This is a genomic window from Paenibacillus sabinae T27 (assembly GCF_000612505.1).
In the GTDB taxonomy this organism is placed as follows: domain Bacteria; phylum Bacillota; class Bacilli; order Paenibacillales; family Paenibacillaceae; genus Paenibacillus_AQ; species Paenibacillus_AQ sabinae.
The window spans coordinates 4892953-4916110 of record NZ_CP004078.1 but is presented as its reverse complement, the minus strand read 5'-3'; the positions used below and the strand labels follow the sequence as shown (position 1 = coordinate 4916110).

General features: G+C 55.4%; 25 protein-coding genes and 1 riboswitch. All 25 genes read left to right on the top strand.

The features are described from left to right. The first annotated feature begins 4 nt into the window (after positions 1-4). The 25 genes from PSAB_RS22700 (at position 5) to spoIIID (ending at position 23051) form a co-directional block, all read left to right on the top strand. On the top strand, positions 5-1159 hold the full coding sequence (locus PSAB_RS22700; protein WP_025336849.1) for a N5-glutamine methyltransferase family protein: 1155 nt from the start codon (positions 5-7) through the stop codon (positions 1157-1159). A 115-nt stretch (positions 1160-1274) separates the two neighbouring features. Beyond that, positions 1275-2453, top strand: a complete 1179-nt coding sequence (locus PSAB_RS22695; RefSeq protein ID WP_025336848.1) for an FtsW/RodA/SpoVE family cell cycle protein — start codon at positions 1275-1277, stop codon at positions 2451-2453. Between the two features lie 233 nt (positions 2454-2686). Continuing rightward, entirely contained in the window at positions 2687-3448 is a 762-nt protein-coding gene (gene spoIIR / locus PSAB_RS22690; protein ID WP_025336847.1) for a stage II sporulation protein R, read from the top strand. Positions 3449-3562: 114 nt separating this feature from the next. Next, positions 3563-4711: an L-threonylcarbamoyladenylate synthase gene (locus PSAB_RS22685; protein WP_051529895.1), complete on the top strand. Its 1149-nt coding sequence runs from the start codon at positions 3563-3565 to the stop codon at positions 4709-4711. A gap of 91 nt (positions 4712-4802) precedes the next feature. Next, complete coding sequence (locus PSAB_RS22680) at positions 4803-5372, top strand: manganese efflux pump MntP (protein WP_025336845.1); 570 nt, start codon at positions 4803-4805, stop codon at positions 5370-5372. Between the two features lie 42 nt (positions 5373-5414). Further along, a complete protein-coding gene (locus PSAB_RS22675; RefSeq protein WP_025336844.1) occupies positions 5415-6002 on the top strand; it encodes a low molecular weight protein arginine phosphatase in 588 nt (195 codons plus the stop codon). Positions 6003-6063: 61 nt separating this feature from the next. Beyond that, positions 6064-6145: riboswitch (ZMP/ZTP riboswitch) on the top strand. A 194-nt stretch (positions 6146-6339) separates the two neighbouring features. Next, a complete protein-coding gene (locus tag PSAB_RS22670; RefSeq protein WP_038597626.1) occupies positions 6340-6912 on the top strand; it encodes a TIGR01440 family protein in 573 nt (190 codons plus the stop codon). A 52-nt stretch (positions 6913-6964) separates the two neighbouring features. Beyond that, on the top strand, positions 6965-8212 hold the full coding sequence (locus PSAB_RS22665) for a serine hydroxymethyltransferase (RefSeq protein WP_025336842.1): 1248 nt from the start codon (positions 6965-6967) through the stop codon (positions 8210-8212). 417 nt (positions 8213-8629) lie between these two features. Then, entirely contained in the window at positions 8630-9259 is a 630-nt protein-coding gene (upp, locus tag PSAB_RS22660; RefSeq protein ID WP_025336841.1) for a uracil phosphoribosyltransferase, read from the top strand. Between the two features lie 33 nt (positions 9260-9292). After that, positions 9293-10474, top strand: a complete 1182-nt coding sequence (wecB, locus tag PSAB_RS22655) for a non-hydrolyzing UDP-N-acetylglucosamine 2-epimerase (protein WP_025336840.1) — start codon at positions 9293-9295, stop codon at positions 10472-10474. A gap of 204 nt (positions 10475-10678) precedes the next feature. Next, positions 10679-10894, top strand: coding sequence for an AtpZ/AtpI family protein (locus PSAB_RS22650; RefSeq protein ID WP_226991737.1), 216 nt, complete (start codon positions 10679-10681; stop codon positions 10892-10894). Then, positions 10887-11261: an ATP synthase subunit I gene (locus PSAB_RS22645; protein WP_025336838.1), complete on the top strand. Its 375-nt coding sequence runs from the start codon at positions 10887-10889 to the stop codon at positions 11259-11261. Before PSAB_RS22650 ends, PSAB_RS22645 begins: the two co-directional genes overlap by 8 nt. A gap of 31 nt (positions 11262-11292) precedes the next feature. After that, positions 11293-12111, top strand: coding sequence for a F0F1 ATP synthase subunit A (gene atpB, locus PSAB_RS22640; RefSeq protein ID WP_025336837.1), 819 nt, complete (start codon positions 11293-11295; stop codon positions 12109-12111). 86 nt (positions 12112-12197) lie between these two features. Further along, positions 12198-12422, top strand: a complete 225-nt coding sequence (gene atpE, locus PSAB_RS22635) for a F0F1 ATP synthase subunit C (protein ID WP_025336836.1) — start codon at positions 12198-12200, stop codon at positions 12420-12422. A gap of 116 nt (positions 12423-12538) precedes the next feature. Continuing rightward, the gene (gene atpF / locus PSAB_RS22630; protein WP_025336835.1) at positions 12539-13027 is read left to right on the top strand and encodes a F0F1 ATP synthase subunit B; all 489 of its coding nucleotides are present in this window, start codon (positions 12539-12541) and stop codon (positions 13025-13027) included. Continuing rightward, the gene (locus tag PSAB_RS22625; RefSeq protein WP_025336834.1) at positions 13024-13575 is read left to right on the top strand and encodes a F0F1 ATP synthase subunit delta; all 552 of its coding nucleotides are present in this window, start codon (positions 13024-13026) and stop codon (positions 13573-13575) included. The genes atpF and PSAB_RS22625 overlap by 4 nt, the downstream gene beginning before the upstream one ends. Positions 13576-13587: 12 nt before the next feature. After that, positions 13588-15099 carry a F0F1 ATP synthase subunit alpha gene (gene atpA / locus PSAB_RS22620; RefSeq protein ID WP_025336833.1) on the top strand — a complete coding sequence of 504 codons (1512 nt, stop codon included), beginning with the start codon at positions 13588-13590 and terminating at the stop codon, positions 15097-15099. A 125-nt stretch (positions 15100-15224) separates the two neighbouring features. Beyond that, entirely contained in the window at positions 15225-16103 is an 879-nt protein-coding gene (gene atpG / locus PSAB_RS22615; protein WP_025336832.1) for an ATP synthase F1 subunit gamma, read from the top strand. A 247-nt stretch (positions 16104-16350) separates the two neighbouring features. Continuing rightward, the gene (gene atpD / locus PSAB_RS22610; RefSeq protein ID WP_025336831.1) at positions 16351-17751 is read left to right on the top strand and encodes a F0F1 ATP synthase subunit beta; all 1401 of its coding nucleotides are present in this window, start codon (positions 16351-16353) and stop codon (positions 17749-17751) included. A 26-nt stretch (positions 17752-17777) separates the two neighbouring features. Next, on the top strand, positions 17778-18194 hold the full coding sequence (locus PSAB_RS22605) for a F0F1 ATP synthase subunit epsilon (protein WP_025336830.1): 417 nt from the start codon (positions 17778-17780) through the stop codon (positions 18192-18194). A 285-nt stretch (positions 18195-18479) separates the two neighbouring features. Continuing rightward, the gene (locus PSAB_RS22600) at positions 18480-18725 is read left to right on the top strand and encodes a DUF1146 family protein (protein ID WP_144240572.1); all 246 of its coding nucleotides are present in this window, start codon (positions 18480-18482) and stop codon (positions 18723-18725) included. Between the two features lie 235 nt (positions 18726-18960). Then, positions 18961-20334 (top strand): UDP-N-acetylglucosamine 1-carboxyvinyltransferase, encoded by a 1374-nt coding sequence (gene murA / locus PSAB_RS22595; protein WP_025336828.1) that lies wholly within the window; start codon positions 18961-18963, stop codon positions 20332-20334. Positions 20335-20553: 219 nt separating this feature from the next. After that, on the top strand, positions 20554-21738 hold the full coding sequence (spoIID, locus tag PSAB_RS22590) for a stage II sporulation protein D (protein WP_025336827.1): 1185 nt from the start codon (positions 20554-20556) through the stop codon (positions 21736-21738). Positions 21739-21798: 60 nt separating this feature from the next. Next, on the top strand, positions 21799-22539 hold the full coding sequence (locus tag PSAB_RS22585) for a M23 family metallopeptidase (RefSeq protein WP_025336826.1): 741 nt from the start codon (positions 21799-21801) through the stop codon (positions 22537-22539). 224 nt (positions 22540-22763) lie between these two features. Next, complete coding sequence (gene spoIIID / locus PSAB_RS22580; RefSeq protein ID WP_025336825.1) at positions 22764-23051, top strand: sporulation transcriptional regulator SpoIIID; 288 nt, start codon at positions 22764-22766, stop codon at positions 23049-23051. Positions 23052-23158 lie beyond the last annotated feature (107 nt).

The following is a 23158-nucleotide window of genomic DNA, read 5'->3' as shown; positions in this document are numbered from 1 at the left end:
TGCTTTGAAACGGAGCGACTATGTTATGCCGCAGGTGCAAAGCATCCGGGAAGCCTTTGCGGAGGCTTCTTCTTTTTTGAGCGGCCTTGGCGTCAGCGAGCCGCAGCGCAGCGCCCAGCTTCTGCTGGAGTATACGCTGGGTCTGTCCGGGGCGGCTTATTATATGGCCTTAGCCGATCCCTTTCCGCCTGAGAAGCGGGAGCGGTGGGAGAACGCCGTAACGAAAAGAGCAAGCGGTGAGCCGGTGCAGTATATTACCGGGGAGCAGGAGTTCTACGGCCGGGTCTTCGAAGTGACGCCGGATGTGCTGATCCCCCGGCCGGAGACGGAGCTGCTCGTGGAGGCTGTGCTGCGGTATGCGGCCGAGCTGTGGCCGCAGGGCGTGGCAGGCGAGCGGGCAGCGGGAGTGAGCGATGCAGGCGAGCTAGGCGGATCGAAGGGCGATGCGAGTGAGCGGGCAGCGGGAGTGAGCGACGCAGATGAGCTAGGCGGAGCGGCGGGCGCGATCGGTGCAGGTGAGCCGGGCAGAGCGACGGGTGATGCGAGCGAGCGGGCAGCGGGAGTGAGCGATGCAGGCGAGCTAGGCGGAGCGAAGGGCGATGCGAGTGAGCGGGCAGCTGGCGGCGAATACGCAGCGGCGCGCCCGGGGCGGCGCCTGATCGCGATCGACATCGGCGCGGGCAGCGGCGCGATCTCCGTCACGCTGGCGGCCGAAGCGCCGGCGTGGCGGGTGCTCGCCGGCGACATCTCGCCGGCGGCCCTGGCCGTGGCCGGCCGCAACGCGGGGCGTCTCGGCGCGGCGGTGGAGCTACGGCTCGGCGACCTGCTCGAGCCGTTCGAGGGCCTGGAGACGGATATTCTCGTCTCCAACCCGCCCTACATTCCCGGCGGAGATATCGCCGGGCTGCAGCGCGAAGTGCGCGACCATGAGCCGCGCACCGCGCTTGATGGCGGCGAGGACGGGCTGGACCCGTATCGCCGCATGATGGAGCAGCTGCCGCTGCTCCCGGCTCCGCCGCGCCTCGTCGGCTTCGAGCTTGGCCTCGGGCAGGCGGAGCAGGTGGCCGCCATGCTGGAGTCGGCCGGGCATTGGAGCGAGATCGTGACTGTGCCCGATCTCGCGGGGATTCCGCGCCATGTGATCGGCATTGCGCGATAAATGCGTAACGCAGCGAAAGTGGTATTTTTCACCCCATTCCCTTACAATAAAGTCAGCGGCCTGTAAACTGTCCGAAGTCAGGACAAAGCCAGCATAACCACAGGGAGGCAGAGCATTGCTCCAGAAGTTTAAAAAAATCGACGGCGTCATCGTCGTGGTTCTTGTGTTGTTGATGGTGATCAGTCTGTTCTCCATATACAGTGTGACGCATGGCCGGCAAGGCCTGGACGGTTTTCACATTAAAATGTTGAAGTTTTATATTTTGGGATTCATCGCCTTTTTCGGCTTGGCGCTATTGGATTACCGGCTGCTGATCAAGTACGCGGTGTATGTTTACACGTTCGGAATCGCTCTGCTCGTACTAGTTACCTTCATCGGTGCGGAGGAGAACGGCGCGAAGGGCTGGATCAAGTTCGGGGGTTTCAGCCTGCAGCCTGCTGAGCTGTTCAAGCTGATCCTGATTTTATTTCTGGCGGCCTTTCTGTTCCGTAAGAATAAGAACCGGCTCCATTTTTGGAGAGATGTCGTGCCGCTCGGTCTGCTGGCGCTGCTTCCTTTCGTTATTGTCATCATGCAAAATGACCTGGGAAACGCGCTTTCCTACATCGTCATCCTCGGCGGGTTGCTCTGGATCGGGAACATCAAGTTTTCCCATGCGCTGATTGGACTTATCGTTACCGCCGGTTTGGTAGGCGGCAGTATTTTCTCTTATATTCATTATCATGATTCCGTCTCAAAATTTCTGAATGAATTGCGTCCCCACTTGGTGGAGCGCTTCGACCCCTGGCTTGTGCCGGATGAAGCGTCCGCGAAGGCCAGCTATCATACGAAAAACGCCAAGCTGGCGATCGCTTCCGGCGGAATGAGCGGTGAAGGCTACATGGAAGGAAGTTCGGTGCAGACGGAACGGGTTCCTTACACCTATTCGGATTCGATTTTCGTGGAGATTGCGGAAGAGTTCGGCTTTGTAGGCTCGGCTGTGCTGCTGCTGCTATACTTTATTCTGATTCACCGGATGATTCTGATTGCGCTCGAATGCAGGGACAGGGGCGGACCTTTCATCATCGTCGGCATTGTAGCCATGATGCTGTACCAGATTTTTGAGAATATCGGTGCGTTTATCGGCCTTATGCCGCTGACCGGCATTACGCTGCCTTTTATCAGCTACGGCGGCACCTCGCTTATGATCAATATGGCGAGCATCGGGCTTGTGATGAGCGTGAAGCTGTACGGGCAGGAAGAAGAAGAGGATTTGCCAAAAGCGTCTTATACGGCTCCGGCCAAACAGGGATGACCCGGGCACTTTTGAAAAGAATAGATCGAACAAAATAAAAACCGCTAGGACGCCTTAATGAAGGAGCCTGGCGGTTTTTGTGCTGATGGCCGGATTTATACGGTTTATGTATGGTCGATACTCTATGAACAGTGTACAGGCGTGCGGCAAAAATAAATAGATTCATAGGTTTGGGCGTTTCGCTTTCCGGGGATACTGACAGACATGAAGCTTAGTGGAGAGGGGTATCCCGAATGAACGTAAAAAAAGGATTTGCCGGAGATTCGCTGCGCCAGACTTTTACGTATACTGCCATTTTAATTTGTATTTTTATGCTTGTCATGATGGCCTGGGAAGGGCAAAAAACCGATGCTGCCGTAAGCGAAGGACCTATTCCGCAGGAGTCGATCCGGCTGCGGATTCTCGCCAACTCGGACGGGCCGGGGGACCAGCTTGTTAAGCGGCAGATCCGCGATAAAATTGTGGAGCAGATGAACGGGTGGGTCGCAGAGCTTGAGGACCCGCAAAGCCTCGATCAGGCGCGGGCCGTGATACGCGAGCATTTGCCGGAGCTGGAACAACTGGTGGGCGGGGAACTGCGCAAGCGGGGCATCGAGTATGGCTATAAGGTGGAGCTGGGGGTTGTTCCGTTTCCAACCAAGCTGTACGGGGGAACGGTGTATCCCGCCGGAGAATATGAAGCACTTCGCGTAACACTGGGAGAAGGAAAGGGTCAGAACTGGTGGTGCGTGCTGTTCCCGCCGCTCTGCTTCATCGACGCGGGTTCGGGCGATGCGGCGGCCAAACCGGCAGGGGAGGCCAAGGCCGTGAAGGTGTCGGCGGACGGAAATGCTGGCTCCGGAAAAGTGAAGCAAGGCCAAGCGGGGTCGGCAGGCGATCGGCAGCCGGATTCCTCGGCCCAGGCGGGGGCCGCCGGAGAGCAGCCGAAGGTGCGGTTCTTTGTATGGGACCTGCTGCTCAAAATCGGACACTGGCTTAGCAGCTTGTGGGCATAAATTCTATTGTTTTGCTGCCGGATATGTTACTATTTTCTTATAGAGAAGCGGCCCCACGCGGTGGGGCCGCTTCTGCTTAAACTAACGGAGGCATGGGAACATGGAAACGAAGTATTGGAAGCTGAGCAGTGCGGAGAGGGAAGCCGGACGGGAACGGACCCGGCGGATGAGGCGGTGATTGCGGAAGCGGCAGAGCTCTTGAAGGCGGGAGAGACCGTTGCTTTTCCAACCGAGACGGTGTACGGGCTCGGAGCTGACGCGCGGAACACGGAGGCGGTCGAGGCGATTTTCGAGGCCAAGGGGCGGCCGTCGGACAATCCTCTGATTGTTCACATCGCCGACCGTGCGGCGCTCGGAGAGCTTGTGACGGAGGTGCCTCCAGTGGCGGCGGCCCTGATGGATGCCTACTGGCCCGGTCCGCTGACCGTGGTGCTGCCGCTTAGGGCCGGCGTACTGTCCTCGCGCGTCACCGCGGGACTGGACACGGTCGGCGTACGCATGCCGGACCACCCTGTGGCGCTGGCCCTGCTGGCCGCGGCCGGATGCCCGGTCGCCGCTCCAAGCGCCAACCGCTCCGGACGGCCGAGCCCGACGCTGGCTGGCCATGTGCTCGATGATCTGGCCGGCAAGATCGGCGGCGTGCTGGACGGCGGCGCCGCTGGCGTCGGTCTGGAGTCGACCGTCGTGCAGGTGCAGCCGGACGGCTCCGTCGCAGTGCTCCGGCCCGGCGGCATCACGGCCGCGCAGCTGGCGGCCGTCGCGGGGGAAGCCGCCGTCACAGGCGTTTCGGCGGCGCCCGATTTCACGCCTCCGCAGGAAGCGGCGGAGGCCTCATCACGCCCCGCCGCCCCGGACGCGGCGGGGGATGGAAGCCCGGCTCCGCGCGCGCCGGGCATGAAGTACGCGCACTACGCGCCGCGGGGCTGGCTCGGCGTCGTGCGCGGGTCTTCGCCGGCGAGCGCGGCGAAGACGGCTGCGGGCCTGCTGGACGCGGCCCGCGGGCGCGGCGAGAAGACGGGGATGCTCCTCTTCGAGGAGCATCTGCCCCTGTATCCCGCCGGCGCCGCCGACTGTGTTGTCTCCCTCGGCCCGCTGGCCTCGCCGGAGACGGCCGCCCGCTTCCTTTATGCCGCGCTGCGGCGCTTCGATGAAGCGGGAGCGACTTATATCCTGGCCGAAGCCTGCCCGGAGACGGGGCTCGGGTCCGCGATTATGAACCGGCTGATGAAGGCCGCCGCCGGCTGCGTGATTGACGCCGAATAGCCCTCCCTTTTCCAATTTATAGAATGTTTGTCCTCTTGTCCGCATATCGTGGTTGTACAAGAGATTCGGACATGGAGGTATGGGAATGGGCATGGGAGAAGTGCAGGCCGGTTGGGGCCAGATCGTAACCATTGCAATCATGGCGATCGCTCTGGGCATGGATGCCTTTTCACTTGGCGTAGGAATCGGAATGAGAGGCATCCGTCTTCTTCATGTACTGCAAATGGGCTTGCTCGTTGCTTTTTTTCATGTGCTGATGCCTCTTCTGGGGCTGGTAGCCGGAAACTATGTCGGACACCTGCTTGGACGGGTAGCGGGAATTGCCGCCGGAGGCCTGCTTGTCGCGCTGGGCTGCCATATGGTGCTCGGTTCGTTCCGCGTCGGTGAGAGCAATGAAATGCGAGGGATGGACCACCGTACGCTGTGGGGAATGCTGCTCATTTCGCTCAGCGTCAGCATCGACTCCTTCTCGGTCGGCCTGTCGCTTGGGGTATTTGTGAGCCATGTGCTGCTGACGGTGCTGGCCTTCGGGGCCTGCGGCGGAATTATGTCGATCACCGGCCTGCTGCTCGGGCGGCGTGTGAGCCGAGGACTCGGAGAATACGGAGAAGCGCTCGGCGGGGCGATTCTGCTTGGGTTTGGCTTGCTGTTCATCTTCTGATACAATAGCGGCAAAAGAGTAAATCCCATGGAGGTGATCAGCATGCTTCATATTTTGTTCGTCTGCACCGGCAATACCTGCCGCAGTCCAATGGCTGAGGGCCTCATGCGCAAACTGTCGGCGGAGCGGGGTATCAATCTGGAGGTGCGGTCCGCCGGGGTTTCCGCGATCTCCGGAACGCCGATGTCAAGGCATGCGGCGGCCATATTACGGGATGAAGGCGTTAACGACTTGATTACATCCTCCCAACTTTCGGGCGAGCTGCTGAATTGGGCCGATCTGGTGCTGACTCTCACCCAGAGTCATAAGCGGCATGTTCTGCACTATTTTCCAAAGGCGGTTTCCAAGACGTTTACCCTGAAGGAATACGTGCAGGATGAGGACGCAGTCCGCAGGGATCTGGAGGAGCTTGACAGCTTGTATGCCGGAACGGAATTGGCCGCTTCGCTCGGACAGGAACCGAAGGCCGCCGATCTGCAGCGGATTATCGAGATCCGCCAGCGGATACCAAGTGCGGACATTATGGACCCGTTCGGCGGAAGCCGCGAGGACTACGAATATGCGGCGGCGGAAATCCGTTCATCGCTGCACAAGCTGCTGGATAAGCTTGAAACCTTGCATCGTCTGTAAAAATATTAGTAAGCTACGGTTGATTTTCGGGGCAGCATGATTTAAGATATAGACAAATAATCGGTTCCGGTGTAACTGGCGACAAGTGTGGACCAACCACGATGGAGCATCGGAATAAACGGCCGGTCGCCTGGGCAAAAGAGCAATTCCGCAGCTGTCTGCGGACTGCTCTTTTTTGTTTAAAATCTATGAATGAGCAGGCAGCGGGCATGTTATCCTGACCGTATCAGACAACTTGGTTCTCTGAGGAGGTAAAACGGTGAAAAATTACGGAAAGCGGGCGGAGGATAAAATCTTCGCCGCCCCTGACCCGTCCGGCGGCGGACGCGGCCTTGCGGTGGAGTTGTCTATCGCCGAACAGACGCTGCTCGTGCTGAAAGAGCTGGCCGAAGCCGGCGGGATCGGACCGGGCAAGATACTGGTTGTCGGCGTCAGCACGAGCGAGGTGGCCGGTGCGCGCATCGGCACCGGCGGCGCGCTGGAAGTGGCGGAGCAGCTGTTGTCCGGGGTGAACCGGGCTGCGGAGCAATTCGGGTTTTCCCCGGTATTTCAGTGCTGCGAGCATTTGAACCGGGCCATTGTAATGGAACGGAGTCTGCTGGAGCAGCTCGGCTTGACTGAAGTGTCGGCGGTGCCGATTCCGGGGGCCGGCGGTTCAATGGGCGCCGCGGCTTACCGGGCAATGACTGATCCCGTATTGGCCGAAACGGTGCAGGCCCATGCAGGCATCGATATCGGCGAGACGCTGATCGGCATGCATCTGCGCCGCGTCGCGGTGCCTTTCCGGCCTTCGCTGCGCTATATCGGACAAGCCCGTGTGAATGCGGCCTACACCCGGCCGCCGCTGATCGGCGGCGAGCGCGCCGTGTACCGGAAGCAGGAAGAAAGCGGCTCGAAGCTGTGTGATTAGGGAAGGATAAATCCCATCTCATAAACTTATTTTCAGGGAGGAAACAAGAACAATGGAACAATTGCGCAAGAGTGATCCGGAAGTGCTGAAAGCGATGGGACTGGAGCTTCAGCGTCAGAAGGCCAATATCGAGCTGATCGCTTCGGAGAATATCGTGAGCGAGGCCGTCATTGAGGCGATGGGCTCCGTATTGACGAATAAATACGCCGAGGGTTATCCGGGCAAGCGCTACTATGGCGGTTGTGAAGATGTGGACATCGTCGAGAATCTGGCCCGCGACCGTGCCAAGCAGCTGTTCGGCGCCGACCATGCCAATGTGCAGCCGCACTCCGGCGCGCAGGCGAACATGGCCGTTTACCTTGCTGCGCTTAATCCGGGAGATACGGTGCTCGGGATGAACCTGGCCCATGGCGGACACTTGACACACGGCAGCCCGGTTAACGCTTCCGGCCTGCTCTATAATTTTGTTGCTTACGGCGTTCAGGAAGACACCTTCCTTATCGACTACGACGAAGTGCGCAAAGCCGCATTCAAGCATCGTCCGAAGCTGATCGTCGCCGGCGCAAGCGCCTATCCGCGCACGATCGATTTCGAAGCGCTGGCTTCGATTGCAAACGACGTCGGAGCGCTGTTTATGGTCGACATGGCGCATATCGCTGGCCTGGTAGCTGCCGGACTGCATCCTAGCCCTGTTCCGCATGCTCATTTCGTGACCACAACCACCCATAAGACGCTTCGCGGCCCGCGCGGCGGCATGATTCTCTGCAAACAGCCGTGGGCTGCGGCGATTGACAAGGCCGTATTCCCGGGATCGCAAGGTGGTCCGCTGATGCACGTCATCGCGGCCAAAGCCGTTTCCTTCGGCGAAGCTCTTCAGCCGTCCTTCAAGACCTATGCGGAGAACGTGGTGAAGAACGCGAAGGTGCTTGCGGAAACTCTGATCGGCGAAGGCGTCAATATCGTCTCCGGCGGAACCGACAACCATCTGATGCTGGTCGATACGCGAAATTTGAACATTACCGGCAAGGATGCGGAAAAAGTGCTCGATTCCATCGGCATCACCGTCAACAAAAATGCGATTCCGTTCGATCCGACCAGCCCGTTCATTACAAGCGGCATCCGGATCGGCACGCCTGCGGTTACTTCGCGCGGCATGGACGAGCAGGCGATGACCGAGATCGGCCGGCTTATCGCCGCCGTTCTCAAGAATCCGAAGGACGAAGCGACACTGAAAGACGCCGCCAGCCGGGTTGCCGCGCTGACTGAGCGCTTCCCTATCTACCCTGAACTGAAATATTAATCGCTGCTAAATGGGGCATGCCCTATCGCCCCTAGCGTTACATTTAAAGCCTCTGCATGTCCGTCTGATCGGCTGCGGGGGCTTTTTGATACTACCATAATTATGTCTGTAAACGGATGCAGAACCAAAAAGGATGACGTATCCAAGTCTTCTTAACAGAACGTTCACAGGAATGCGCTGTTAAAGGAATGAAAATTGCAGAAAAGTGTGCAGAAAGTTCATGCAACTTTCAAGAAAAATCATGAAAAAAGTGTGAAAAGTAGGACGATCAGCGAACCCGGCTTCTTCATCCCGGCCTGCCGCCCTCCCTAGGTGAAATGCGCATCCAGTGATGATATAATATACAGGATTTAGCCGCGAAAGGGGCAGCCCCGCCTCGGCTTGCACAAGACTTACAACTACCGGAGGGACAAGCGAATGGGAAAATTGGTGATTTGCGATCATCCATTGATCCAGCACAAACTGACTTTTATACGCGATGTGCGGACTAATACGAAGGAATTTAGAGAACATGTAGACGAAGTGGCTACTCTGATGGCCTATGAAATTACGCGGGACATCCCATTAGAAACGATTACGGTGCAGACCCCGGTCGCCGAAACGCAGGGCAAGGTCATTTCCGGCAGAATGCTGGGACTTATTCCGATCCTGCGGGCGGGTCTGGGAATGCTGGAAGGCGTCCTGAAGCTGCTCCCTGCAGCGAAGGTGGGCCATGTTGGCCTGTTCCGCGACCCGGAGACGCTCCAGCCCGTCGAATATTATATCAAGCTGCCTACCGATGTGCAGCAGCGTGAGCTGATTGTCATCGATCCGATGCTGGCTACCGGCGGCTCCGCGATCGCAGCTATTACTTCGCTCAAGAACCGCGGGTGCACCCAGATCAAAATGATGAATCTGATCGCCGCTCCCGAAGGCGTTGCTGCTGTCCAGGAAGCCCATCCGGATGTTGACATTTATGTTGCCGCGCTTGACGACCATCTGAACGATCACGGCTACATCGTGCCGGGCCTTGGCGACGCCGGCGATCGGCTGTACGGAACGAAGTGAATACCCGAAGCGGGAGAAGAAAGGAAATGGATCATGTCCAAGATTAAAGTAATGACGATTTTCGGCGTCCGTCCCGAGGCGATTAAGATGGCTCCGCTGGTGCTTGAGCTTCAAAAGCATCCCGAGCATATCGAGTCGCTCGTTTGTGTGACGGCCCAGCACCGTCAGCTGCTCGATCAGGTGCTTGAAGTATTTAACATTGTCCCCGACTACGATTTGGATGTCATGAAGGACCGGCAGACGCTGAACGAAATTACGATCCGGGTTCTTCAAGGACTGGAGCCTGTGCTGCGGGAGGCGAAGCCTGATCTTGTACTGGTGCACGGCGACACGCTGACCACGTTTTTGGCAAGCTACGCATCCTTTTTACAGCAAATTCAGGTTGGGCATGTGGAAGCGGGCCTGCGCACCTGGAACAAGCTGTCCCCTTATCCGGAGGAGATGAACCGTCAGCTGACCGGTGTGCTCGCCGATCTGCACTTCGCTCCAACCGACTGGTCGGCAGGGAATTTGAGACATGAAAACAAAAAAGAATCAAGTGTTTATATCACAGGCAATACGGTAACCGATGTGTTTCAATATACCGTACAGCCGGGCTACCGGCATCCGGTACTGGACTGGGCTTCAGGAAAAAGACTTATTTTGATGACGGCGCACCGCAGGGAATCCCAAGGCGAACCGCACCGTCATATTTTCCGTGCCGTCAAAAGAATTGCTGATGAATTCGAAGATGTCGCCATCTGCTATCCCGTGCATCCGAGTCCCGCGGTTAAGGAACCGGCGTACGAGATTTTGGGCGATCATCCCCGAATCAAGCTGATCGATCCGCTGGATGTCGTGGACTTGCATAATTTTTATCCGCATACCCACTTGATTTTGACCGATTCCGGCGGCTTGCAGGAAGAAGCTCCGTCTTTTGGAGTCCCTGTTCTCGTGCTGCGCGACACTACGGAGCGCCCGGAAGGCATCGAGGCGGGAACGCTCGAATTGGTGGGTACGGACGAGGAGAAGGTGTATCAACGGACACATGCTTTGTTGACTGATCAGGATCTCTATCAGTCCATGAGCCGGGCCGCCAACCCGTATGGAGATGGTAAAGCATCCGGACGAATTGTCAGTGCGATTTTGCACCATTTTGGAATAAATGAAGAGCGTCCGGAACAGTTTCACAGAATGTTCACAAATGATTCGGGAGTCTCCGAAGTCAAACCGTGAAAGAGTTTTAAATAGCATACAGTAAAACTGTACGGTTTATATGGTTTTGGAATGTTTTGCTGTGATTATTTTCATATTTTCAGCGATTTTTAGCGCTGTCGCGTTAGTTTGACAAACTCTTGTAACATTCAGTAAAATGAATTGGAATTCCAAGGGTGGGGTACTATGAAACAGCCTGAACAACCGAATAATGGAGAACGAAACTTGGGCAAATCGCTACAGGCCATGGGTCTTGTCAGTGCGATAGGAATTGATCTCGCCGGCTGTACCTTGGGAGGTTATTTTCTGGGCAACTGGCTGGGAGGCAAATGGGGGAATCCGGGACTTTGGATCGGTGTAGGCGTTCTCTTCGGCATGTTATCAGGTGCGGCAAGTATAATCGCTGTTATTAAGAGGGTGATGAAGGAGAGCGATGAATGACACACTCAGGCTGAACAGGCTGCTGTTTGCCGTAATTATGGCGATAATAGCGGTTTGTCTTGTCATCGCGGAGCTGATGCCTCTTCACCGTGCGGTTTATTATGGAGTAATACTCGGCGCCGCCGTCAGCTGTTTGAACGTGATGCATGCAGGTTACAGGGTGCTCCGCGTTACCCGGAATGTGACGGAAGGACGCAAGGGCTCGGGTTTTGGATTTGGCGTGAGAATTGCAAGCTCCATCTTGGCGATCATGCTTGCTTTGAAGTTTCCTGATACTTTCAACGAAATCGCGGTCTGCGCAAGTTTGGTGATTGGCCAATTCCTGCTTTTTATCATAAGCTTCGTTCTTGTGTTAAAGAATGAATGAACCTTGCTGCTGAGAAAGGGGTGATTAAAACATGCATGAATCGCCGATTATTCATTTGGCGGGACTAGATATCGACCTGTCCATTGTACTGATGCTGGTTGTGACCTGTGCGATTGTATTCCTTATCGCCCGTCTGGCTACCCGCAATTTGTCGGTAGAAAACCCCGGCAAAATGCAAAATTTTCTGGAATGGGTGGTCGAGTTCGTTCAGGGCCTGATCTCAAGTACCATGGATCTTAAGAAGGGCAAGCCTTTCCTGTCCCTTGGTATGACGCTGATTATGTTTATCTTCGTCGGCAATATGCTCGGACTTCCGTTTGGTATTGTGACGGAGTATCACGATGCGAGCAAGGCCCATATTTTCGGCCATGAGCTTGTGACCGTAACGGAGAAGCTACATACAGAAGAGGCTGCACACCCTGGAGAAGAAGCGGAAGTTGGAGTGGCTTGGTGGAAATCTCCGACGGCCGACCCGGCGGTTGCTTTGGGACTGGCCGGTTTGATTTTCGTAATGGTTCACTTCCTGGGGCTTACCCGGAATACGAAGGGCTACCTGAAACACTATTTTCAACCGTTCTGGTTCTTCTTCCCCATCAACCTTATTGAGCAGTTCTCCAAGCTGCTCACGCACGGCATGCGTCTATTCGGTAATATTTTTGCCGGTGAAGTGCTGATTTCGGTGCTGGTACAGCTCGGATCTTCGGGGCCAATCGGAACCGTCGCTTCTATTCCGTTCCTTGTGATCTGGCAGGGCTTCAGTATATTTGTCGGCTCTATCCAGGCTTTCGTCTTTACGATTTTGACATTCGTGTACATTTCTCAAGCAATCGACACCCACGAAGAGCATTAATTCCGGGCTGGGCGCACTATTTGCACCCGGTTCTGAAATAAATCAAAAACTACAACAATTACAGATCTCTAAGGAGGATTTTTCAAATGGGAGTTTTGGCATTTGTGGCTGCTGCAATTGCAGTGGGTCTTGGCGCGCTGGGCGCTGGTATCGGTAACGGTCTGATTTTCAGTAAAACAATTGAAGGGATCGCCCGTCAACCCGAAGCGAAATCCACTCTGCAAACAACTGCTTTTATCGGGGTAGGTCTGGTAGAGGCCCTGCCGATCATCGGCGTTGTCTTGGCGTTCATTTTCTTCGGCCGAGCATAATTTAGATTGCACATTAATTGGCGGGGAAGGCCATGGCCCTCCGCGCTTTCTTTTTGGGCAAGAGCCTTGTCTATAGTATTTCGATTAACGAAGTTACCGGAAAGGAGTGACCCTAATTGAGTTTTTCAATTCCATCCCTCGTCCTGGCGCTGATCGCTTTTCTAATCTTGTATTTTCTGCTTAACAAATACGCTTTCGGCCCCTTGTTCTCCGTAATGGAGAAACGGCGCGAGCTTGTATTGCAGCAAATTAATGAAGCTTCGCAGACGCGCGAGCAGGCGGTCGCTTACGTAGAGGAACAGAAGCAGGCTCTCCAGGATGCCCGCAAGGAAGCTTACGATATTATCGAGCAGTCCAGACAGACGAGCAGCAAGCAAACCGAACAACTGCTTGAACAAGCCAAGGCGGAAGCTACCCGAATCAAGGATGAAGCTCTCCGTGACATTCAAAGCGAGAAGAACAAGGCCGTCGAGGCGCTGCGCAGCGAGCTCGGTTCGGCTTCCGTAAAAATCGCATCCAAGCTGCTTGAGAAGGAAGTCAGCTCGGACGCCGCGCAGGAGGAACTCGTTGATCAATACCTCAAAGAGGTTGGGGGCAGATCATGAGTCAGGATACGGTAGTCGCCAAAAGATACGCGAAGGCATTGTTCGAGGTGGCCTTTGAAGAGAAGAAGACGCTGGAAGTGGAAGAAGAGCTGAAAGCTCTGGTTTCCGCGCTGGCTTCCGATACGGATCTTCAAAGATTCATCAGCACTCCGAAGATTTCGGGGGAAGACAAGCTCGCGGTGCTCAAAAACACGCTGAGTGGCAAGCTCTCAACGCTTGTAATCAACACGCTTGAACTTCTCGTGGAGCGCGGCAGAATGAGCATTCTTTCGGACCTTCTGGACAGCTACATCAAGATCGAAGGCGAGAGCCTTGGATTGGCCGACGCTACCGTCTACTCCACTTACAAGCTGGACGAACGGGAAATGAAGACTGTCGCCGAAGAGTTCGGAACCTTATCCGGCCGGAAAATCCGGGCTACCAATGTAGTCGACAAAAGCTTGCTTGGCGGACTTAAAGTGGTCATCGGCGATACGCTGTACGACGGCAGTCTGGCCGGTAAGCTTGAACGTCTGGAAAAATCCTTTAACGATAAGCATAGAAGATAGGGGTGAGCTAGTTTGAGCATCAGACCTGAAGAAATCAGCACTTTGATTAAAAGTCAAATCGAACAATATAAATCCGATATTGAAGTAGCCGAAATCGGAACCGTCATTCAAGTCGGCGACGGGATCGCCCGCGTGTACGGTCTGGAAAATGCGATGGCAGGCGAGCTGCTCGAATTCTCCAACGGCGTCGTAGGTATGGCGCTCAATCTGGAGGAAAGCAACGTCGGTGTCGTTATCCTCGGTGAATATACGGAAATCCGCGAAGGCGATCAAGTCAAACGCACGGGCCGCATCATGCAGGTTCCCGTCGGCGAAGCGCTGCTCGGCCGTGTCGTTAACCCGCTTGGCCAGCCTCTGGACGGCAAGGGTCCGATCGAAACGACGGAATTCCGTCCGGTTGAGAACAACGCTCCAGGCGTTATCGAGCGTAAATCGGTACACGAACCGATGCAGACAGGTCTCAAGGCGATTGACTCCATGGTACCGATCGGCCGCGGACAGCGCGAGCTGATTATCGGCGACCGTCAAACCGGTAAAACGGCTATCGCCATCGACGCCATCATTAACCAAAAGGGCAACGGTATGAAGTGTATCTACGTTGCCATCGGACAAAAGCAATCCACGGTTGCGCAGGTCGTTGAAACGCTTCGCCGCCACGGCGCGCTGGAGTACACGATCGTCGTTACCGCTTCGGCTTCCGAGCCGTCCCCGCTGCTCTACATCGCTCCGTACGCGGGCTGCGCAATGGGCGAATACTTCATGTACAAGGGCGAGCACGTTCTGGTCATCTATGACGACCTGTCGAAACAGGCGGCCGCTTACCGCGAGCTGTCCCTGCTGCTCCGCCGTCCTCCGGGCCGCGAAGCATTCCCTGGTGACGTATTCTATCTGCATTCCCGTCTGCTGGAACGCGCTGCGAAGCTCAGCGACGAACTTGGCGGCGGTTCGTTGACCGCTCTGCCATTCATCGAGACTCAGGCTTCCGACGTATCGGCATACATCCCGACGAACGTTATTTCGATCACCGACGGCCAGATCTTCCTGGAGTCCGACCTGTTCTACTCCGGACAGCGTCCGGCGATCAACGTCGGTATCTCCGTATCCCGCGTAGGCGGATCGGCGCAGATCAAAGCGATGAAGAAGGTTGCCGGCTCGCTCCGTCTGGATCTTGCCCAATACCGCGAGCTGCAGGCGTTTGCCCAGTTCGGCTCCGACCTGGACAAATCGACTCAGGCCCGTCTGAACCGCGGCGCGCGGATGATGGAAATCCTGAAACAGGGTGTAGGCCAGCCGCTTTCCGTCGAGCATCAGGTTATCAGCTTGTACACAGCGGTCAAAGGATATCTGGATGATATCCCGGTTAAGGATGTCAGACGCTTTGAAAAAGAATTCCTTTCCTATATAGACAGCAACGCGTCTGAAGTTGCCGCATCCATTACGGAAACGAAGGATCTGACGGCTGATAATGAAACGGCGCTGAAGGCTGCTATCGAGAAGTTCAAAAAAGGTTTTGCCGCCAGCTAAGAACTGGACTGGCGCAATCGATAAGGTAACGGGAGTATTGAAGCAAGCTTTGGTCTAGGCCAAAGCTTGCAGATATGCTTACGAAGATAGCTTTGGCTTCGCCAAAGCTTTAAGGTGGTGAAATCATGGCAAGAAGCATGCGTGATATTAAACGTCAAATCAAAAGCGTTCAGAACACCAGACAAATCACCAAAGCGATGGAAATGGTCGCCGCCTCCAAGCTGAGAAAGGCGCAGGAGAAAGCGGAAGCGGCCCGTCCATACTCGCAGAAGCTGAAAGAAGTCGTGTCGAATATCGCTGCCGGTACCACAGGAATCCAGCACCCCATGCTGGTGAGCCGTCCCGTCAAGAGAACCGGATATATCATCATCACTTCGGACCGCGGCCTGGCCGGAGGGTACAATGCCAATATTTTGCGGAAAGTGACAACCCTTATCCAGGAGCGTCATAAGTCCCAGGATGAATACGGCTTGTTTGTCATCGGCCGCAAAGGCCGCGATTTCCTGCGCCGGCGCAATTATCCGATCGTCGAGGAAGTGACCGAGCTTTCCGACACCCCGTCTTTCTCCGACATTAAGTCGATCGCCTATGCCGCGGTAGGACAATTCGAAGAAGGCGTGTTCGATGAGATCTATATCTGCTATAACGTGTTCGTCAATCCGATCAGCCAAATTCCGACGGTGGAGCGTCTTCTTCCGATGGATGGAGTCGGCAAGAAGGAAGAAACTCAAGGTCATGAGCTTAAAGCGGGCTATGAATACGAACCGTCGCCGGAAGGCGTGCTTGAAGTTCTGCTGCCCAAGTATGCGGAGACCTTGATTTACAGCGCTATCCTCGACGGCAAAGCCAGCGAGCTCGGCGCCAAGATGACGGCAATGGGCAGTGCGACCAAGAATGCCTCGAAAATGATCGGTAACCTGACGCTTACGTACAACCGTGCCCGTCAGGCGGCTATTACTCAGGAAATTACCGAGATCGTAGCGGGTGCAAACGCCCAAAGCTAATATATGAGAACAGGTAAGCTTCCTGGCTTGAATGGATTTGCCGGGCGCTTAAACAGGTCTTCTATTTCGAAGAGTAAGGAACGATGCCTTGGAACAAGGCGCGGACGTTTCTTCTTGAAATATCAGAAAGGATAAGCTTCGCGCTTATCCTTAACCTGATATTTTTACGAGAAACGATGCCTTCCTCTTCCAGAGGACGGCGAAGCCGTTTCTTCTTAGGTAACAGTTTTCAAGGAGGGAAACATAGATGAACGTAGGACGCGTAGTTAGCATTATGGGTCCGGTTGTCGATATTGAATTTGAACGCGGCCAACTGCCCGAGATCTTCAATGCCATCAAGATCGCAGCCAGCCCGGAGCAAGGACGTAAGAACGAGCTGACACTGGAAGTATCCAATCATCTGGGCGACAATCTGGTACGCTGTATTGCCATGTCCTCCACGGACGGACTGGTTCGCGGTCTGGATGCTGCCGATCAGGGAGCCCCGATTTCGGTTCCCGTCGGTGATGTTACACTCGGCCGGGTATTCAACGTGCTGGGAAATACGATCGATAACGGCGAGGAGATCGGCGAATCGCAGAAGAACCCGATTCACCGTCTGGCTCCGACATTCGACGAGCTGTCGACACAGGCGGAAATTCTGGAGACCGGAATCAAGGTTATCGACCTGCTTGCACCTTATGCCAAAGGCGGTAAAATCGGCTTGTTCGGCGGTGCGGGCGTAGGTAAAACGGTAACGATCCAGGAATTGATCAACAACATCGCGCAGGAGCACGGCGGTATCTCGGTATTTGCGGGCGTAGGTGAACGTACCCGTGAAGGTAATGACCTTTACCACGAAATGACCGACTCCGGCGTTATCAAGAAGACAGCGATGGTGTTCGGGCAAATGAACGAACCACCGGGCGCGCGTCTGCGCGTTGCGCTGACAGGTCTGACGATGGCGGAATATTTCCGCGATGTGGAAGGCCGCGACACGCTGCTGTTTATCGACAACATTTTCCGCTTCACGCAAGCGGGCTCCGAGGTATCCGCATTGCTGGGCCGCATGCCTTCCGCAGTAGGTTACCAGCCGACGCTGGCAACAGAAATGGGCCAATTGCAGGAACGGATCACTTCCACCAAAAAAGGCTCCGTTACTTCCATCCAGGCAATCTACGTTCCAGCGGACGATTACACCGACCCCGCTCCGGCAACGGCGTTCGCCCACTTGGACGCAACGACGAACCTGGAGCGTAAAATCTCCGAGAAAGGGATCTTCCCGGCGGTGGACCCGCTGGCATCCAGTTCCCGGATTCTGGCTCCTGATGTCGTTGGCGAGGAGCATTACAATGTGGCTCAGGGCGTTAAGCAATTGCTGCAGCGCTATACCGAGCTTCAGGATATTATCGCCATCCTCGGTATGGATGAGCTGAGCGAGGAAGATAAGCTGATCGTGGCCCGTGCCCGTAAGGTAGAGCGCTTCTTGTCGCAGCCTTTCCATGTGGCGGAGCAGTTTACCGGTTTCAAAGGTGCATATGTACCGATCAAGGAAACCGTCCGCAGCTTCAAGGAGATTCTGGAAGGCAAGCATGACGATCTTCCGGAAGCGGCGTTCCTATACGTAGGCACAATTGAGGAAGCTGTAGAAAAGGCGAAGACGTTGTAACCTGAAGCTTTGAGGAGGAATTCGAAGTGAACACCTTTTTGTTGGAAATTGTCACGCCGGATCACCTCGTATTTGCCAAGCAGGTTAACAGCTTGACCGTACGTGGGATAGAAGGCGATCTGGGCATTTTGCCGGGACATGTTCCGCTTGTAACTCCGCTTCAGGTTGCACCGATGACCATCAAATCGGACGCCGGTGTGACAACGGTCGCCGTTCACGGCGGCTTTATTGAAGTGCACAAGGATAAAGTGACCGTGCTGGCGGAAAGCGCCGAGCTGCCGAGCGATATCGATCTTGAACGTGCTGAGGCAGCCAAGGAACGGGCGCAGCGGCGCTTGCAGTCCCGCGGCAAGCAGGACGACATCGATCACCGCCGCGCCGAGCTCGCGCTGCAGCGTGCGGTTACGCGGATTAAAGTGTCCGCCGGAAAAGGACAAAAATAAATGAAAATGCAGTCTGGCCATATGCCGGGCTGCTTTTTTTATGCTCTGAAATTTTTGAGTCTTATAGAGTTTTTGGTGAACAGAATGTAATTTTTAGGCTGCTAAATCTGTAACAAAAGATGTCATTTTGTAACTTCTGAAAGGACATTGGGTCTGATAGCGTTTACCTGGAGGATTTGAGTTAAAAAAATGTAAAAGTACTGGATTCTTTTCCATTACGCAAGTATGATATAAGAGTCGATTTCCGAGCAAGTCTAGGTTTGGGGGGTTAGGATGGGGAACATCATGATAAACGAATTAACCGGCTCTCTGGGGATCAGCGGGCTGATGTCAATGGTTGTATCGCTGCTGTGTGTGGCATTATCCTGGTGGGCCCTGCAGAACCTAAAGCTTGATTTGATCATAAGATATCCCAAGAGCCCGCAAGGGCGGCTGCTTCATTTGCTGCTGGCTATTGTATTGGGACATTTTGTGGCGGGCTTCCTGCTCGATTACCTGGGCTACAGTGTCCAAATACGTCATATGTTTTAATTGCGGACGGTCCGGTTATTAATGTCATAGCCGGTTTCGCCAAAAAACGCCGCATAATTACATTTTTTTTGTAAAAACTTAAATCAAGAAGTGTCCCACGCAAGACCGGGGCCAAGCAGCGGAAATCGAAGCCTTATTAAATTGATTTTTAACTAAATTGATTACTCAAACAAGCAAGGATATGGAGAATGACACGAATGTCAGAGAAAATAATGGACGCGGAGGGAACCGAAAGATGAGTAAATTTATCGTCCGCGGTGGCAAAAGATTGACCGGAAGCGTGAAAGTAAGCGGCGCTAAAAATTCCGTACTACCGATCATAGCCGCCTCTCTATTGGCTGAAGAAGGAGAAAGCGTCATTGTCGACGCGCCTCCTCTAGATGATGTAATTACGATCAGCAAGGTACTGGAATCTCTGGGGGCGGGAGTTACATATCAAAACGATATCATCCAGGTGGATGCCCGAAACCTATCCACTTCTGAAGCGCCCTATGAGTGGGTACGCAAAATGCGGGCTTCTTTTTTGGTGATGGGACCTCTTTTGTCCCGATTGGGCCGTGCGCGCATTTCTCTTCCCGGCGGCTGCGCGATCGGTACGCGTCCAATTGACCAGCATCTGAAAGGGTTTGAAGCCCTTGGAGCCGAGATCAGTCTCGGTCAGGGCTATATCGAAGCGAAGAGCACCGGCCGTCTGCGCGGAGCCAAGATTTATCTCGACGTGGCCAGCGTCGGCGCAACCGAGAATATTATGATGGCCGCCGCTTTGGCGGAAGGCGTGACAACGATCGAGAATGCGGCGAAGGAACCGGAGATTGTCGATTTGGCCAACTACCTGAACAGCATGGGCGCCGTCGTTCGCGGCGCGGGCACCGGCATGATTCGGATTGAAGGCGTAGAACGCCTGCACGGTGTAAGACATCATGTTATTCCCGACCGGGTCGAAGCGGGAACTTATATGGTGGCTGCGGCGATTACCGGCGGCGACGTGTACGTGGAAGGCGCGATTGCCGATCATCTCGGTCCGGTTATCGCCAAGATGGAAGAAATGGGCGTAACCATTATTCCCGGCGACAACGGCGTCCGCGTCATTAGCGACAAGCCGCTGAAGGCTGTCGATGTGAAGACTTTGCCTTATCCGGGCTTTCCGACGGATATGCAGTCGCAGATGATGGCGCTGCTGCTTCGTTCGGAAGGAACGAGCGTCATTACGGAGACGGTATTTGAGAACCGCTTCATGCATGTGGACGAATTCCAGCTGATGAATGCGGAAATCAAGATCGAAGGGCGCTCCGCCATCATTACCGGAGATGCCCGTCTGGTCGGAGCGAAGGTATGCGCAACGGACCTGCGTGCGGGGGCGGCGCTGATTCTGGCCGGTCTGGTCGCAGAGGGAACGACGGAAGTGAGCGGCACGCATCATATCGACCGCGGCTATGTACATCTGGCGGAGAAGCTGTCCGGCCTGGGCGCAGACATTTGGCGCGTCTCACTGGAAGAAAGTCCAGCTGAAGCCGCTGCAGAAGAAAAGCTCAAACCCGAAACTTCCAAGGGTGCTACCGAGGAAGCAAAGCCCCTGTTCAAGGTTCAGGTTCAACCGAGCTGGGTTTAAATCTCAGGGTCCGTTTCATAACCGGGAGGTCTGCCATAACCATATGGCGGGCCTCTTTCTTTTTGAGAAAAGCTGCCGGGTCACTATTGAAGCTAGTTAAGGCCGCAGGGCGGTCCTTACCGGCTCCAACTCTTTCTTCTCTCGAATCCTGTCGTTCTATCAATTGTCTGAGACTCATATGATGTAGTACGAGGCTATTCAGGAAGGGAGAAGAAAGAGATGAAAGATTTCCGCCTCTGGCGCCGCAAGCCGGCGCGGTGGAGACCCGCCCGCCGGAGTCGCAGGCTTCCGGCCGGTGGCTGGTCCAGGCGGCTGTTACCCGCCGCCTGGCTGGCAGCGCCGCTGCTGGCGGCGCTGCTGCTGCCGCTGGTGGTCGTGCAGCTGCGGCACGACCCGCCCGCGCCGCCTCCCGCGCCGCAGCCCTCCGGCGCGCCCGCGGCGCGGGAACCGGCTGCGGCGGAAGCCCCGCAGCCGAAGGTGTCCGTGTATTTGTCGCGTACCCGACAAATCGAGACCCTGCCGCTGGAGGACTACGTCACCGGCGTGATCGCGGCCGAGATGCCGGCCGGCTTTGAGCTCGAAGCGCTCAAAGCGCAGTCCATCGCGGCCCGCACCTTTATCGTCCGCCGCCTGCGGGCGGGCGACCGAAGTGGGGTTCCCGCTGCCGGAGCGGATGTGACCGACACCGTAAGCCATCAGGCTTACGTCTCGTCCGCCGTGCTGCAGCGGGACTGGGCGAAGGCCGGCCGAGGGGCCGACCTGGCCAAGCTCCGCCGCGCGGTTCGCGAGACGCGCGGCATCGTGATGACGTACGGAGGGGAGCCGATTACGGCATCTTTTTTTGCCTCTAGTGGAGGGTATACAGAGAATTCGGAGGATTACTGGAAAGCCGCTGTGCCTTATCTGCGGAGCGTGGCAAGCCCTTGGGACCGGGAAGTGAATCCGCAGCTTCAGTCTACCGCCACCTTCACTTTCTCCGAGCTGAGAGCGAAGCTGGGCTTAGGCGGAATCGCACCCCAGGGTGCGCAGAGAGTATTGGCCTCATCCGCAGGCGCGTCGGGGCGGTTCGAACCGCTCTCCATGGATCGGACTGCCGCAGGGCTGCCGCAGCTGGAGGTGCTGTCGCTTACCGCAGGCCACCGGATTAAAGAGATTTCGATTGACGGACAGGTGTTTACGGGACGCGAGGTGCGGGAGCGGCTTGGGCTTCGTTCCAGCCAGTTCACTTGGACGATCAAGAAGGGGCAGATCGCCATTACGACCTACGGCAACGGTCACGGCGTCGGTATGAGCCAGTGGGGAGCGAACGGGATGGCGAAGGAGGGCGCGACGGCGACGCAAATTCTCAAACACTATTACAGCGGAATATCGTTTACGCAAGTCTCAACTCTTTTGAAAAAATAAAGTGAAAGAAACGTATAAAAGCGAACCGCCCGGTAACAATGGTTACTGAGGTGATAGCAAATGAATGAACAAAACAAAAACAAACCATCCCATGAAGAATCTCTCAAAACCAATCAGGGAGAAACCAGCAGCCAGCCTTCTTCGTGGAACAGATTGTTCTCCAAACGTTGGGTGTTTCCGGCAGTCTACACAGCGGCAGCGGCAATTATACTAACCTTGGTGTGGGTCTATCAGGATGCCGGCCATAAGCCGCTTTCGACAGACACCGCCGCCGTCGTAACCAAAGATGTGGGGGCTTCCGGCGATACAACCGCCGATGCCGGCAAGGATCCGAATGCGCTCGAAGTGACCGCTTCTGCGGAAAGCCTGGCTTGGCCGGTGGCCAACCCGAGCGACGTGGACGTCGTCAAGCCGTATTATGACGAGAACGGCACCGAAGAGAATCATATCGAGGCTATGGTGCAAAACGGCGATACCTTTACGCCCAACACCGGCATCGATCTGGCCCGCGAAGACAACAAGACTTTTGACGTCAAATCCGCTATCAGCGGCGAAGTGACCCGGGTCGAGGATGTGCCTACCCTCGGTACGGTAGTCGAAGTGACTCAAGGCAATCTGAAGACCGTTTACCAAAGTCTCGGAGAAGCCAAAGTGAAGCAGGGCGACCAGGTGAAGCAGGGCGATACGCTAGCCGCAGCCGGACGCAATGAGATCGAGAAGAATCTGGGAAATCACCTGCATTTTGAGGTGTATCAGGACGGCAAGGTCGTCAATCCTTCGGACCTTCTTCCGCAAAAGTAAGCCAGATGAAAACCTGAAAGTCACGGCAGGGGGACACTCGTCCTCCTGCTTTTTCGTGTTTCGTCTCCCGGTATAGGCGCATAGTCCCCGCTTTCTAGGGCTATTTTACGGTTGTCCAGCAAATAAAATGAGCCTGCCCCGGCTTGTCATCCCGTTAAAGCGCGAATATATAGGCCCGCCCCTCATATAATGTACCAAACTATCCACAGTTGGGAGGCGGGAGCGTGCACGATTACATCAAGGAACGCACCATCAAAATCGGACGCTGCATCGTGGAAACCAGGCATACGGTCCGGACCATAGCCAAAGAATTCGGCGTTTCCAAAAGCACGGTGCATAAAGATTTGACCGAGCGGTTGCCGGAAATCAATCCTGATCTGGCCGATCAGGTGAAGAACATTCTTGAATACCACAAATCCATCCGTCATCTCCGGGGGGGCGAGGCCACCAAAATCAAATACAAGAAAAACACGGGGAAAAAACGGGAGGTGGCCGTTGCGGCGCAGCCGTAATATTATCGGATTTTTAAAGTGATTTTCAGACAGAATCCATTGAATTCCCCCCCTAAAGTATGGTAATTTAAAATTTGGCACTAACTCATTTTTCTTAGTCTAAAATA